14 protein-coding genes are annotated in these 13,910 nt (G+C 47.5%); 13 read left to right on the plus strand and 1 reads right to left on the minus strand.

The window, feature by feature from the left end; genetic code table 11:
* The first annotated feature begins 8 nt into the window (after positions 1-8).
* The 4 genes from QM717_RS07405 (at position 9) to QM717_RS07420 (ending at position 4,748) form a co-directional block, all read left to right on the plus strand.
* Positions 9-251: a DUF2007 domain-containing protein gene (locus tag QM717_RS07405; RefSeq protein ID WP_415036390.1), complete on the plus strand. Its 243-nt coding sequence runs from the start codon at positions 9-11 to the stop codon at positions 249-251.
* A 665-nt stretch (positions 252-916) separates the two neighbouring features.
* A complete protein-coding gene (gene rpiB, locus QM717_RS07410; protein WP_415036392.1) occupies positions 917-1,348 on the plus strand; it encodes a ribose 5-phosphate isomerase B in 432 nt (143 codons plus the stop codon).
* Complete coding sequence (locus QM717_RS07415; protein ID WP_415036394.1) at positions 1,349-2,251, plus strand: cation diffusion facilitator family transporter; 903 nt, start codon at positions 1,349-1,351, stop codon at positions 2,249-2,251.
* 361 nt (positions 2,252-2,612) lie between these two features.
* Positions 2,613-4,748 (plus strand): Tex family protein, encoded by a 2,136-nt coding sequence (locus QM717_RS07420; protein WP_415036396.1) that lies wholly within the window; start codon positions 2,613-2,615, stop codon positions 4,746-4,748.
* A gap of 149 nt (positions 4,749-4,897) precedes the next feature.
* On the opposite strand, the gene QM717_RS07425 is transcribed toward QM717_RS07420, so the two are convergent.
* A complete protein-coding gene (locus QM717_RS07425; RefSeq protein ID WP_415036398.1) occupies positions 4,898-5,074 on the minus strand; it encodes a twin-arginine translocase TatA/TatE family subunit in 177 nt (58 codons plus the stop codon).
* A 187-nt stretch (positions 5,075-5,261) separates the two neighbouring features.
* On the opposite strand from QM717_RS07425, the gene QM717_RS07430 reads away from it, so the two are divergent.
* From QM717_RS07430 to rfbD, 9 genes are all read left to right on the plus strand, one after another.
* Complete coding sequence (locus QM717_RS07430; RefSeq protein ID WP_415036400.1) at positions 5,262-6,131, plus strand: M23 family metallopeptidase; 870 nt, start codon at positions 5,262-5,264, stop codon at positions 6,129-6,131.
* A gap of 62 nt (positions 6,132-6,193) precedes the next feature.
* The gene (locus QM717_RS07435; RefSeq protein ID WP_415036402.1) at positions 6,194-6,469 is read left to right on the plus strand and encodes an SdpI family protein; all 276 of its coding nucleotides are present in this window, start codon (positions 6,194-6,196) and stop codon (positions 6,467-6,469) included.
* Positions 6,469-7,959 carry a GH3 auxin-responsive promoter family protein gene (locus tag QM717_RS07440; protein WP_415036404.1) on the plus strand — a complete coding sequence of 497 codons (1,491 nt, stop codon included), beginning with the start codon at positions 6,469-6,471 and terminating at the stop codon, positions 7,957-7,959. Before QM717_RS07435 ends, QM717_RS07440 begins: the two co-directional genes overlap by 1 nt.
* Positions 7,956-8,834 (plus strand): carboxypeptidase-like regulatory domain-containing protein, encoded by an 879-nt coding sequence (locus QM717_RS07445; protein ID WP_415036406.1) that lies wholly within the window; start codon positions 7,956-7,958, stop codon positions 8,832-8,834. The genes QM717_RS07440 and QM717_RS07445 overlap by 4 nt, the downstream gene beginning before the upstream one ends.
* Positions 8,835-8,943: 109 nt before the next feature.
* Entirely contained in the window at positions 8,944-10,635 is a 1,692-nt protein-coding gene (locus QM717_RS07450; protein WP_415036408.1) for a DUF6909 family protein, read from the plus strand.
* Between the two features lie 16 nt (positions 10,636-10,651).
* A complete protein-coding gene (locus tag QM717_RS07455; protein ID WP_415036410.1) occupies positions 10,652-11,638 on the plus strand; it encodes a hypothetical protein in 987 nt (328 codons plus the stop codon).
* Between the two features lie 9 nt (positions 11,639-11,647).
* Positions 11,648-12,505, plus strand: coding sequence for a glucose-1-phosphate thymidylyltransferase RfbA (gene rfbA, locus QM717_RS07460; protein ID WP_415036412.1), 858 nt, complete (start codon positions 11,648-11,650; stop codon positions 12,503-12,505).
* A gap of 5 nt (positions 12,506-12,510) precedes the next feature.
* Positions 12,511-13,062 carry a dTDP-4-dehydrorhamnose 3,5-epimerase gene (gene rfbC, locus QM717_RS07465; RefSeq protein ID WP_415036414.1) on the plus strand — a complete coding sequence of 184 codons (552 nt, stop codon included), beginning with the start codon at positions 12,511-12,513 and terminating at the stop codon, positions 13,060-13,062.
* On the plus strand, positions 13,056-13,892 hold the full coding sequence (rfbD, locus tag QM717_RS07470) for a dTDP-4-dehydrorhamnose reductase (RefSeq protein WP_415036416.1): 837 nt from the start codon (positions 13,056-13,058) through the stop codon (positions 13,890-13,892). The genes rfbC and rfbD overlap by 7 nt, the downstream gene beginning before the upstream one ends.
* The last annotated feature ends 18 nt before the right edge of the window (positions 13,893-13,910 follow it).

Consider the following 13,910-nt stretch of genomic DNA (forward strand, 5'->3'; position numbering starts at 1 on the left):
CCCAAGCTATGGAAGAATTCATCACCGCGGCCATCTTCAATTATCCGCACGAGATCACGATCCTCAAACACCGGTTGGACCAGGAAGGGCTTTCGTATTATTTCGAGAACGAGGCCACGGCTTCGGTCGTCCCGATGTATTCGATCGCGCTGGGCGGCATCAGGCTCAAAGTCCATCCCAACGATCTCGAAACGGTTCGCGCCATCCTCGACGAACTCAACAACAACCCAAGCCACCTGACCATTGTTTAAACCGAAGTTGTCAACAACCATTAAAAACAACAAAAGAAAAAGGGAAATTGAAAATTGATTTTTTGATGGTTATTATAGCGTGTTAATTGTTGGTATAAGTTTCCGTTCAAAAATTTCAGACTTTAGTTTTACTTTGTTATAACGATTTGTTAACATAGGATTCAAATGGCAAAAGCTTCATTTTAAGTTGATTTTGAAATTTAATCAACAACTGTTAACAATCGAAAACCGTTTCTTTTTGTAGAAAACTAACAACGCGATTTATTGTTGAAAACCACCTTTTGGATATTGATAACTATTCCAAAAATTAACCAAACTTTATTTGCATTTTTGATCTGGGTTTTTGTTTAGGAATTTATGCCATACCACCAAAAAAATCTTCTCATTTTCTATCTTAACTTATAAACAATTCTTGTTAATTTAAAGTTAACTGAAAATCAAGCTTTTATAAATAACTTTCAACAAAACAGTTATTTAACAAATTTTCCACAATAATGATACTGTTTCATAAAAAGTATTGCATTATTGCAAGTGTGCTGCGATTTACCAAAACCAACCCATTCAATCCAAAAGGTTTGCGTAATTTTGTAGACACAACACATCTAATTGACATGACACGAGCGAAGCGACTGCATGAGATCTTAAAAAAAAATAATAGAAATCGAATGAAAATCTCCATAGGAAACGACCACGCCGGCCCCGATTACAAAAAAGCAATTGTTGACATGCTCCAAGCCAAGGGCCATGTCGTCACCAACCACGGTACCGATACTGTTGACAGTGTCGATTATCCAGACTTCGGCCATCCCGTGGCCATCGATGTATCGGAAGGCAAAGCCGATTTCGGTGTCGTAATCTGCGGTTCCGGAAACGGCATCGCGATGACCGTCAACAAACACGCCGGCATCCGCGCGGCCTTGTGCTGGACCAAGGAAATTTCGGCGCTGGCGCGCCAACACAATAATGCGAATATTATTTCCATCCCGGCACGTTTTACCTCGATTCCACAGGCCGTGGAAATGGTCGATACCTTTATCAACACCGCTTTCGAAGGTGGCCGACACGCCAACCGCGTCAACAAAATCGACTGTATGTAAATGCACGACCACAGCCACCACCATCACGAAGTCACCGGAAAAAACCTTTCGGTATCGATTTTCCTGAACATTGGGATCACGGTGGCGCAAATCGTAGGTGGATTCTTTTCGGGGAGTTTGTCGCTCATTTCCGATGCGTTGCACAATTTCAGCGATGTGCTGTCGCTGGTTTTTAGTTACATCGCGCACAAGCTGGCCAAAAAGAAGGCCAACTTTTCACACACTTTCGGATACAAACGCGCCGAATTGCTCGCGGCTTTCATCAACTCGGCGACCTTGATTGTAGTTGCGGTTTTCCTGATTTATGAAGCGATTGAACGGTTTTCAAAACCTGTCGTTATCGGTTCGGGAATAGTGATTTGGTTGTCACTGCTCGGGATTGTATTCAACGGATTTTCTACTGTATTGCTCAAAAAAGACGCCGAGCACAGCGTCAATATGCGTTCGGCCTACTTGCATTTATTGACCGATACCTTGGCCTCGGTTGCGGTGCTCATCGGTGGTCTGCTCATGAAATATTACCAATGGTTCTGGATCGACAGCGTGATTACTTTTGTTATTTCGGTTTACCTGATCTTGATGGGATTTGGCCTGCTCAAATCGACCACCAAGATGCTGCTGTTGTTCACGCCCGAAAACACCGACATCGAAAAAATCATCGAAAAGATCCACAGCAAAACCGGCAACAACAAACTGCACCACATCCATTTGTGGAATCTCAACGACAACGAGTTGCATTTCGAGGCGCACCTCGACTGTTGCGAAAACATGAGCATCAGTGAATTCAACCGGATCGCACATGAAATAGAGGAGATTTTACACCACGACTTTCACATCAGTCATTGCACCATCCAGCCGGAATTTGGCGGGAAATGTTCGAAGGAATTTATTGCGCAGGATTAAGTCTGTTTTGAAAAATACAGTTTTTCTGTAAAGAACACATTTTAAAAAATTGTATTTTTCCTGTAGGGAAGGGGGCTATGAAGGTATTCCCTAGCCAATAAAAAAATCACATCATTATAGAATTTCTGTACTTTTTGTTAAACTTTACGATTGGTTCAAATTTTTGAATTTTCTTGAACCTATTCCGGCTGTCCGTTACAAGCTTCTTTAAAAAATGCTATTTTTGGCATGGCTTGAAAAATGCTTCTCACGTCGCTTTTTCCGCCTTCAAAAATTGACATTTTTATTCAAAGGCTTTCCACTTCTCCCGACGCTTCGGGACGGGTAGGGGGCTTCATCCAAAATACCATTTAAGAAAAGAATGACCAACATCGATTTTATCAAACTCACCGTCAACGCGCCGGTCAAATCCATAGAAAATACAGTTCAACTGTTGCTCGAAGATTGCACGATCCCATTTATTTCGCGTTATAGAAAGGACAAAACAGGCAACCTCGACGAAACGATCATCGAACAGATCGCCAAACAAAATACGGCTTACGACAACATCGTCAAACGCAAGGAAGCGATCCTCAAATCCGTCGAGGAACAAAAAGCGCTCACGCCCGAATTGAAAACCAAAATCCAAAACAGTTTCGATCTCAACGAGCTCGAGGATTTCTACCTGCCGTTCAAGAAGAAAAAGAAAACCCGCGCCGATGTAGCCCGCGAAAACGGACTCGAGCCGCTGGCCAAAATCATCATGGCGCAAGGCAACGACGACATCGATTTTATTTCGTCACGCTACCTCAATAAAAACGTCAAGAACGAGGATGAAGCCTTGCAGGGCGCGCGCGACATCATCGCCGAATGGGTCAACGAAAATATCTACGTCCGCAAACAACTGCGCCGACTCTACCAAAGAAAAGCCACCATCGAAACCAAGGTCGTCAAGACCAAAAAGGACGAGGAAGCTGCCCAAAAGTTCTCGCAATATTTCGAATGGAACGAACCGCTCGGCAAGACACCGCCGCACCGTCTGCTCGCGATGCTGCGTGCCGAGAACGAAGGTTTCGTCAAGATGAAGATCGAGGTCGATGCAGAGAATTCGGGTGACGAAGCCTTGGACCTGATCGAGGACATCGTCATCAAAAAGAACAACGACACCACACCGCACATCCAACAGGCGATTGGCGACAGCTACAAACGTTTGCTCGCGCCAGCCATCTCCAACGAGAGTTTGCAGGAAGCCAAGGCCAAAGCCGACCTCAATTCGATTGGGGTTTTTGCCAATAATTTGAGCCAGTTGTTGCTCGCGCCGCCGCTTGGTGAAAAACGGATCCTGGCAATCGACCCCGGTTTTAGAAGCGGTTGTAAAATTGTATGCCTCGACGAAAGAGGCGACTTGTTGTACAACGAAACCATTTTTCCGCATGCCCCGCAGAATGAAACGGTGATTGCGATGAAAAAAGTCAAGTCGATGGTCAATGCCTACAAGATCGACGCGATTTCAATCGGTAATGGAACCGCTTCGCGCGAAACCGAACATTTCATCAAGAAAATCGCTTTTGACAAGCCGGTCCAGGTTTTTGTGGTCAGCGAAGCCGGCGCCTCGGTTTATTCGGCATCGAAGATTGCCAGGGAAGAATTTCCGAGTTATGACGTGACCGTTCGTGGCGCGGTTTCGATTGGCAGAAGATTGTCGGATCCATTGGCCGAACTCGTCAAGATTGATCCAAAAGCTATCGGCGTAGGCCAATACCAGCACGACGTCGACCAAACGAAACTCAAGGAAGAACTCGATACCGTTGTGGTGCGTTGCGTGAATTCCGTTGGCATCAACATCAACACCGCAAGCAAGCATTTGCTCAGTTATGTGAGCGGAATCGGGGAGAAGCTGGCCGAGAACATTGTGAATTATCGATCCGAAAACGGCCCGTTTGAAGACCGCAAACAGCTCAAGAAAGTACCGCGTCTCGGTGACAAAGCCTATCAACAGGGCGCGGCGTTCATCCGGATTTCGAATGCGAAAAATCCGCTCGACAATTCTGCCGTGCACCCCGAAGCCTACCCGATCGTCGAAAAGATGGCCAAGGATTTAAAGGTTTCGGTCAACGAACTTATTGCCAACAAGGAGAAAACCGCCTTGATTAAACCGGAAAATTACGTCTCGGGCGAAATCGGTTTGTTGACTTTGAAAGACATCATCAAGGAACTCGAAAAGCCCGGACTCGATCCGCGCCAATCGGCCAAGGTGTTCGAATTTGACGCAAACATCAAAACGATCAAGGATTTGCGCGTCGGGATGGTGTTGCCCGGCATTGTCAACAACATCACCAATTTTGGCTGTTTCGTCGACATCGGCATCAAGGAAAGCGGATTGGTCCATATTTCCCAATTGAAGGCAGGTTTCGTTTCCGATGTGAACGAAGTGGTCAAATTGCACCAGCACGTCCAGGTCAAAGTCGTGGAAGTCGATGAAGACCGCAAACGAATCGCACTGACGATGGTCATTTAGTTTTTAGATTTTCAGATCATCGGATTTTCAGATTTTTCAGAAATTTCCTTTCCGACGATCTGAAAATCTGACAATCCTAAAAAAATAAATCCCAAACTCCAATGATTACTTTCAGAGTTTGGGATTCTTCAATCCGGTAGGTTGCCGGACTATTGTTTTGTGTCGTCTTCTTTCTTTGCCGCAGGCTGGTCGTCTTTCGCAGCATTCTTGAATTCCTTGATACCGCTTCCAAGCCCTTTCATCAGTTCCGGAATTTTTTTACCTCCGAAAAGCAATAAAATTACTGCTACGATAATAAGGATCTCTGTAACGCCTAATCTTCCCATGGTGAATTGTTTGTGCCGAAGCCATTAAATGATAGGGCAAAGATAAAAAGAAAAAATGGGGTTTGTTTTCAGTTCTTGGCAAATATTTATGATTTCTGCGCGTTAAATGTTTGGATGCCTAGTGCGGTAGGCTTCGTAAACGACAAAAATCACTTAAATTGCTATATTTGTAACACAATTACACGGTATGTCTGAAAAACGACTCAAACGAAAAAAAATCGCCAAAAAACTCTTCACCAAAAACCGCCTGGTCATTTTGAACGAAGACAGTTTTGAGGAAATTTTCTCGTTGAAACTGACGCTGATGAACGTTTTTGTCGTGGCTACCGTAGGCGCGGTGCTGATCATTACCGTTACTACTTTCATCATTGCCTTTACACCTTTGCGCGAATACATTCCGGGCTATGCGTCGAACAAGCTCAAGAAAGACGCCACCGAACTCGCGCTCAAATCCGATTCGTTGTCGGTAGCGGTTAAAAACAACGAGGCTTACCTGAATTCAATCAAGAAAATTTTGACGGGCGATCTCGAATTCGCCAAATTCAACAAAGATTCGATCTTGGCCACCAAAGCCACGCCGGCCGAGGAAGTCGATATGAAACCCACCGAGGAGGATCTTCAACTGCGCGAGGAAGTCGCCCAGGAAGACAAATACAACCTGTTCGAGAAGGCGGCACCCAAAGTGGATGTGGTCTTGTTTCCGCCGGTCAAGGGTTCGGTGACCGAAAAATTCAGTGCCAAGAACAAGCATTATTCGGTCGATATCGCCGTGGCCAAAAACACACCGGTCAAGGCTGTGCAGAACGGCACGGTCATTTTTGCCGACTGGACGCCATCGACAGGGAACGTCATTATCCTGCGCCACAACAACGGATTTATGTCGGCCTACAAACACGCGGCTTCACTGACCGCTTCGCAAGGCGATATTGTCCGCACGGGCGAGGTGATTGCCCTTGCAGGCTCGACCGGCGATGAATCGACGGGGGTGCATTTGCATTTCGAACTCTGGAAAGACGGTTACCCGATCGATCCGGAACAATTTATAGAATTTGAATAATGGATTATTTTAAAAATATAGCGCTGGTTTGCGGCGGCCTTTTTTTGCTCACCGGCTTGATAATGAAATTTTTTCCGCCGCGCAAAATCAATTCGCTTTACGGATACCGCACGACCCGTTCGATGCAATCGGATGCGCACTGGCAATTTGCACAGCGTTATTCGACCGCGCGACTGCTCGAGGCCGGATTGTTTTCGGTAGTATGCGGTTTGGCCATCGAGATGGTGGCGTTTTCTGAACAGGCCAAAACGATTGCCGGTTTCATTGCCCTGTTTGCCGTTCCCATTTATCTGGTCGTACGCACCGAACGCGCGCTCAAAATTAAATTCCCGAAATAATGTCAATCAAATCGGTAGCCGCCAAAATATTCGCCAAACGCATTTACAGCAAAACCCAGAAATGGGCCAACAATCCTGTGGCGACCCAACAGAAAGTCTTGTCCGATTTGATCCGAAAGGCCAAGAATACCCGTTTTGGCATCGACCATCATTTCGACCAGATCAAGACCCATGACGATTTTGCGGCCCATGTGCCGATCCGCGATTACGAGGATTTGAAACCCTATGTCGAAGAAGTCGTCAACGGACACGACAATATTTTGTGGCCGGGCAAGCCGTTGTATTTTGCCAAGACCTCAGGGACGACCTCGGGGGCGAAATACATCCCGCTGACCAAAGCCTCGATGCCATTCCACATCCAGGCGGCACGCGACGCGATTCTGCATTACATCCACGAAACAGGCAAGGCCGATTTTGTCGATGGCAAGATGATTTTCCTGCAGGGCAGCCCGGAAATGGAGGAAAAAAACGGGATCATGCTCGGGCGTTTGTCGGGCATCGTCGCGCATTATGTCCCGAAATATTTACAGAAAAACCGATTGCCTTCGTGGCGTACCAACTGCATCGAAGATTGGGAGACCAAGGTCGATGCGATCGTCGAGGAAACTTTTCCCGAAAACATGAGCGTCATTTCGGGGATTCCGTCCTGGGTACAGATGTATTTCGAGAAACTCAGGGCCAAGGGGCAAAAGCCGGTCGGCGAGATTTTCAGCAATTTCAAGCTGTTCATTTACGGCGGCGTCAATTATGAACCGTACCGTGCCAAATTCGAGAACCTGATCGGACGCAAGGTCGACAGCATCGAATTATTCCCGGCTTCCGAAGGGTTTTTCGCCTACCAGGATTCGCAGACCGAAAAAGGCATGTTGTTGTTGCTGAATTCCGGAATCTTTTATGAGTTCATCAAATCGGATGAATTTTTCTCAGAACACCCGAAACGCTACACGATTGGCGAAGTCGAAACCGGCGTCAATTATGTGTTGATCATTTCGACCAATGCCGGACTTTGGGGCTACAACATTGGCGATACCGTTCAATTTACGTCGACCAAACCGTACCGCGTCATTGTTTCGGGCCGCATCAAGCATTTCATTTCGGCCTTCGGCGAACACGTCATCGGAAAAGAAGTCGAGGCCGCGCTGCAACAGGCGATGGAAGGCACCAACATCCGTGTCAATGAATTCACCGTCGCGCCGCAAATCACACCAGCCGAAGGTTTGCCTTACCACCAGTGGTTCATCGAATTCGAAAACGAACCCGAAGATCTCGAAGCATTCGCCCAAAAAATCGACGATGCCATGCGTGGGCAGAATACCTATTACGACGATTTGATTGCCGGAAATGTATTGCGCCGGCTCGTCATCACCAAAATACCCGAAAACGGTTTCCAGGTGTACATGAAATCGATCGGGAAACTCGGCGGGCAGAACAAAATCCCGCGATTGTCGAACGACCGTCAAATTGCGGATGCCTTAAGAACCATCGGATGAAAAAGTTTTTTTTAGCTGCTTTTTTCGGGATCGGTTTCGCAGCATCGGCGCAAATCAAAGGCATTGTCAAGGACAGCCTCAGCGGGGCGCCGATTCCGTATGCGATGATAGCCGTTGAGAATGAAAACATCGGAAGTTCTTCCGAGGAAGACGGAACCTTTTCGATCCGCACTTCTGCCCAAAGCCAAAACCTGGTTTTTTATGCGCTGGGCTTTGAGCGCAAAATCGTGGCCATTGCCAAGGCAAATGAAGTCAAGTTGAAACCATCGCCCGTGCAGATTGAGGAAATCGTCGTCTCAGACAGGCAAGGGACACGGCAGCTCGAGATCGGGAAATCGGAAAACCGTGTCTCGCAGGCTTTCGACCAGGCACCGCGCATCGACCTCAAATATTTCCCAAACCTGCCCGAATACAGGAAAACCAAATACCTCAAACAGGTCTGCATCGTGACCGACAGCAAAATCGAGGACGCCACGTTCAAGATCCACTTGTACAGCGTGGATGAGAACGGTTATCCGGGAAAGGAATTGCTCGAAAAGGATTTTGTCGTTTCGGTGAGCAAGGGCGTGATGAAAACCAAGTTCAATTTGTCGAAATTCAACCTGGCGATGCCCAAATGTGGGCTTTTTGTCGGTTTTGAAAAATTGATGATCGAGAAAAACAAGGTCGAAAAAACCGTGTTGGACCCCAATACCAATTATCCCGAAACCCAGATCACGCATTACCCGCTCATGCTTTACAACCGCGTCAGCCGTGATTTCGTGTTTGTATTTACCAACGGAAAATGGGTGCTCAAAAGCAACCCGACGCCCGAAGATGCGTCCAGTCAATTGAAGGTTTATGAGCCGGCAATCACATTGATTTTGACCAACTAATTATAAAATGCTACATTTGCAGGTTAGATAAGAAAAAGTAAAGCAAATTCCTCAAAAGTTTGGGGTCCGGCGGTAGAGGTTATCGCCGATAACAGAATGAACAAACAGAATGAAAGAAATCAAGAACATCGTTCGCTCGCGCGCCCAGGAATCCTCTAGCGCGGTCGAAAAATTATACATCACGATGCGCCATTTATTCAACCGCGGTTTTTACAAGCCGATGGGCGTATCGGGCGACACTTTAAGGGAGGCATTGTTGTCTTTGCGCCCCGAAATCTACGGTACCATTGCCGAGGAAAAAGTCGAACTCAACGGATTGTTGTACGTGATCGAAAGGTTGCCGATCGGCATCGAGGAATGCCGTTTCATCAACCTGACCTCGGATGAAGGCTATTCGAAATCGCACTTTACGGCGATCGTTCCACCCAAAAGAAAGAGAAACTGCTACCGCATCGACGACGAACAGATGAATGTCGAAATCACACGCGGGCGTTCGGACATCTACGATATTTTGACGCACCTGACGTTTATCTTCATCGAATCGCACAAAATCAAGCACAATGTTTTGATCGACGAAACCGGTGAAGTGACCCGCGATTGGCTCAAGCTCGAACAGGCGGTGTTGCAGAACAAGAAATTATCATTGGTCGACCGCGAGAAAACCTTGTCGCACACGGCCAACATCCTCGGAAGAACTTTCGCCGAGGTCATGGACATCTATGATTCGTTCGGCAATGCCGACAAACCGGACCGTTTCCTGCACGTCATCTATTGGCTCGGCAAACTCGCCCTCGAAGAAGCGATGGGCGGCACCAAACGCACGGTCACATTCAGCCCGATTTTGCGCGAACGCCTCGGACACCACATCCACGGGGAAATCTGGGCGACCAACATCAAGCAGGTCTTGAAGGAAAACGATTTGCTCAACCGTCCGATCCACATCATCAGCGCGAACATGCACAGCGTGATGAATTCGATTTTTGCCACACACGTACACAAAACCAAATTCAAGGACAAGACCGATTTCTTTATCTATGAGGAATTGAGTAAATCTGGCGCACACGATTTGCGCAACAAGGTCGAGGAATTCGCCAAGCAACATGGTATGATTTCGCTTCCGGATGCCTCTGGAACGAACATCGATGTGCAGATTTTCGATACGGCCAAGATCGATTGGAAAAAATCGGCTTTTGCGGGCGCAAAAATCGACGAGAAATGTCCACCGGTCATCATTGTGATGGATTACGCTTTTGGCGAACAGGCTTATGAAACGATTGACGAATTACTCAAACCCTACAAGGAATCCAAGGACAAGAAAACATTGCTCAATGTGGTATCGGTATCGATCATGGGTAAGGCCGGAATTTTGGAAGGCGGCAAGGGCGACATCATGATCCCGTCGGCGCACATCAACGAAGGCACGGGCGACAATTATCCGTTTGAAAACGAATTGACCGCCGAAATGTTCGAAGGCAACGGCATCCCGGTCTATGCCGGTCCGATGGTGACCGTTTTGGGAACTTCATTGCAGAACAAGGACCTGCTCAAGTTTTTCCACGATTCGACCTGGGGCGTGATCGGCCTCGAGATGGAAGGCGCGTATTACCAGAAAGCGGTGCAGTCGGCCTCGAAGATCCGCAAAAGCATCAATCCGGATGTCAAGGTGCGTTATGCGTATTATGCTTCGGACAACCCGTTGGAAACTGGAAGCACGCTCGCTTCGGGCGGTCTCGGAACCACGGGCGTCAAACCAACGTACTTGATTACGATTAAAATACTCGAACAAATTTTTAACCTATAACACAACAAATACCCACATGAGCACAAATTCTCAACAACAAAATGAGGAACAGGAATTAGACCTGGCCATCGTTTCCAAAAAGATTGGCGGTTTTTTCCAATGGTTTAAAGACGTCGTCTTCGATAGCATCCAGTTCGTATTCAAACATAAGATCGTAATTGGGTTGTTGTTTGTATTGGGCGTCGGATTAGGGTTGTACCTCGATAAAACCCAAAAGACCTATGACAATTTCATCACGGTCAAGCCCAACTATGGCAGCGTGGATTACCTGTATACCAAAGTGGCGCTGTTGGATGCGATCATCAGGGAAAAAGACACCGCGTTTCTCGAAAGGATTGGTGTTGCAGAACCAAGCAAAATTGGCTACATCGACATCAAGCCGGTAATCGACGTGTACCAATTCGTCAACAACAACAGCGACCGTAATTTTGAATTGCTCAAGTTGATTGCCGAAGACTCCGATATGAAAAAAGTGCTCGAGGAAACCACCACGAGTAAGAATTATTCATTCCACAACATTTATTTCAGGACCAAAAAATTGACCAATCGCAAGAAAACGGTCGAACCGTTGCTGCGTTTTTTGAACGACAACAATTATTACAAGAAAGTACAATCGGAATACATCAAAACCATCCAGACGAAAATCAAGGCCAATGATTTGATCATCGCACAAATCGACGGTTTCTTGAACGGTTTTACCACCAACCCGAACGGGCTAAAAAGTGAAAAACTGGTTTATTTCAACGAAAATTCCCCGCTCAAGGATGTCATTGAAATGAAGGACCGCGTGGTGCGTGAACAGGCCGACATCAAGCTAGACCTGATCAACCTTGACAAAATCATCAAGGAAACCAGCACGACACTCAACATCGAAAACAACGAATCGGTCAACGGAAAACTCAAGTTTGTCCTGCCGATCTTGTTCATCCTGTTGTATGTTTCCGGCTATCTCTTTGTTACTTTTTACAAAACCCAACGCTTGAAAAGAGCGCAGCAAGCTTAACCGAAATCCATGAAAGGAATCATTTTAGCCGGTGGATCCGGAACCAGACTGCATCCGCTTACCTTGGCCGTGAGCAAGCAATTGATGCCGATTTACGACAAACCGATGATTTATTATCCGTTGTCTACCCTTTTGTGGTCGGGCATCAGGGAAATCCTGATCATCTCGACGCCACATGATTTGCCCTTGTTCGAGCAATTGCTCGGCGACGGCAAAAAATTCGGTTGCCGTTTCGAATATGCCGTACAGGAAAACCCGAACGGTCTGGCCGAAGCGTTCATCATCGGGAAGGAATTCATTGGGAACGATAAGGTCGCACTGATCCTGGGCGACAACATCTTCTACGGAACCGGTTTGTCCGAATTGTTGCTGGCCAACAGCGACCCCGATGGCGGCATCATCTACGCCTACCATGTCCATGATCCCGAGCGTTACGGCGTGGTCGATTTCGACGCCAACGGCAAAGTGCTTTCGATTGAGGAAAAACCCGAAGTGCCCAAATCCAATTATGCGGTACCCGGGATTTATTTCTACGACAACGACGTGGTCGACATCGCAGCCAACATCCAACCGAGCCACCGCGGCGAACTCGAAATCACCGATGTGAACAAAGAGTATCTCAAGCGCGGCAAACTCAAGGTCAGCATCCTCGATCGCGGGACGGCCTGGCTCGACACCGGTACATTCAACTCGCTGATGCAGGCCTCGCAATTCGTCCAGGTCATCGAAGAAAGGCAAGGACTCAAGATCGGTTCGATCGAGGAGGCCGCCTACAAGATGGGTTTCATCGACGCCGAACAATTGAAAAAACTCGCCGAACCGTTGCTCAAAAGCGGCTACGGCAAACATTTGATGAGCATAATTTAATACGCATGAATTTCATCCCAACGGAACTAGAAGACTGCTTCATCATCGAGCCCAAGATCATCACCGATGCACGCGGCTATTTCATGGAAAGTTTCAACGAAATGACGTTCCAGCTCGGCGTAGGCCAACCCGTACATTTTGTACAGGACAACCAATCGTTTTCCTCACGCGGCGTCTTGCGCGGCCTGCATTACCAAACCGGTGCACATGCGCAGGCCAAGTTAGTACGCGTGCTCAAGGGCGAAGTGCTCGATGTGGCCGTCGATATCCGCCCGGGTTCGAAAACCTACGGACAATCGGTTGCGGTTTTGCTCTCGGGCGAGAACCAAAGGCAATTGTTCATTCCCAGGGGATTTGCCCATGGGTTTTTGGTCTTGAGCGAAACGGCGGTTTTCTTCTACAAATGTGACAATTTCTACAACAAAGAATCCGAAGGCGGCATCATCTACAACGATCCGGCACTCGGCATCGACTGGAATTTCCCGGAAAATGAACTCGTGATTTCCGACAAGGACCAAGTACAACCGACTTTAGAAAACGCCAAGAAAGCATGGTAGTCTTAGTCACCGGCGGCAAAGGACAACTCGGGCAGGCTTTGCAATCCATTGCAGGGAACTATCCGCAGATTGAACTGTATTTGGCTTCTTCCGCTGAGGCCGATATTGCGAATCCCGAAAGCCTCGAAGCGATTTTTAACAAAATCCAACCCCAATTCTGCATCAATGCCGCGGCCTACACCACCGTCGATAAAGCCGAAAGCGAACCCGAAAAGGCTTACGAAATCAACGTGACCGGTGCCAAAAATCTGGCCCAAGCCTGTCATAAATTCGGGACGACGCTGCTGCACATTTCCACCGATTTTGTGTTTGACGGCCAACAGCAAACACCGTATACCGAAACCGATGCGACGAATCCGCAAGGTGTTTACGGTTTGACCAAGTGGCAGGGAGAACAGGCCATTGCTGCGGTTTTCGACCAATATTACATCGTCCGGACTTCATGGCTGTACTCGGCATTCGGGCACAACTTCATGAAGACGATGCTGCGCGTCGCTGCCGAAAGGCCGTCGCTCAATGTCGTCAATGACCAGATCGGGACACCGACCGAAGCCACGACCCTGGCAGATGCCTTGTTGCAAATGATCCGAAGCGGCAAACAAGAATATGGCATTTACCATTACAGCAACGAAGGCGTCGCGAGCTGGTACGATTTTGCCGCCGAAATCTTCGCTGTAAACGGCGTAAAGATCGAACTCAATGCAATTCCTACCGCGGCCTATCCAACGCCCGCAAAACGCCCAAAATACAGCGTACTCGACAAAACCAAGATCAAGTCGGTTTTCGGGATCCAGATTCCCGATTGGCAAACCGCGTTGAAGCAAGCATAAAAAAAGAGGCCATTGGCC

The sequence above is a fragment of the Flavobacterium sp. genome, from assembly GCF_047602195.1.
In the GTDB taxonomy this organism is placed as follows: Bacteria; Bacteroidota; Bacteroidia; order Flavobacteriales; family Flavobacteriaceae; genus Flavobacterium.

Excerpts from the sequence above, each read along its gene's own strand:
- QM717_RS07405 (WP_415036390.1), top strand. The coding sequence starts at position 9 with ATGGAAGAATTCATCACCGCGGCCATCTTCAATTATCCGCACGAGATC.
- rpiB (WP_415036392.1), top strand. The coding sequence starts at position 917 with ATGAAAATCTCCATAGGAAACGACCACGCCGGCCCCGATTACAAAAAA.
- QM717_RS07415 (WP_415036394.1), top strand. The coding sequence starts at position 1,349 with ATGCACGACCACAGCCACCACCATCACGAAGTCACCGGAAAAAACCTT.
- QM717_RS07420 (WP_415036396.1), top strand. The coding sequence starts at position 2,613 with ATGACCAACATCGATTTTATCAAACTCACCGTCAACGCGCCGGTCAAA.
- QM717_RS07425 (WP_415036398.1), bottom strand. The coding sequence starts at position 5,074 with ATGGGAAGATTAGGCGTTACAGAGATCCTTATTATCGTAGCAGTAATT.
- QM717_RS07430 (WP_415036400.1), top strand. The coding sequence starts at position 5,262 with ATGTCTGAAAAACGACTCAAACGAAAAAAAATCGCCAAAAAACTCTTC.
- QM717_RS07435 (WP_415036402.1), top strand. The coding sequence starts at position 6,194 with ATGAAATTTTTTCCGCCGCGCAAAATCAATTCGCTTTACGGATACCGC.
- QM717_RS07440 (WP_415036404.1), top strand. The coding sequence starts at position 6,469 with ATGTCAATCAAATCGGTAGCCGCCAAAATATTCGCCAAACGCATTTAC.
- QM717_RS07445 (WP_415036406.1), top strand. The coding sequence starts at position 7,956 with ATGAAAAAGTTTTTTTTAGCTGCTTTTTTCGGGATCGGTTTCGCAGCA.
- QM717_RS07450 (WP_415036408.1), top strand. The coding sequence starts at position 8,944 with ATGAAAGAAATCAAGAACATCGTTCGCTCGCGCGCCCAGGAATCCTCT.
- QM717_RS07455 (WP_415036410.1), top strand. The coding sequence starts at position 10,652 with ATGAGCACAAATTCTCAACAACAAAATGAGGAACAGGAATTAGACCTG.
- rfbA (WP_415036412.1), top strand. The coding sequence starts at position 11,648 with ATGAAAGGAATCATTTTAGCCGGTGGATCCGGAACCAGACTGCATCCG.
- rfbC (WP_415036414.1), top strand. The coding sequence starts at position 12,511 with ATGAATTTCATCCCAACGGAACTAGAAGACTGCTTCATCATCGAGCCC.
- rfbD (WP_415036416.1), top strand. The coding sequence starts at position 13,056 with ATGGTAGTCTTAGTCACCGGCGGCAAAGGACAACTCGGGCAGGCTTTG.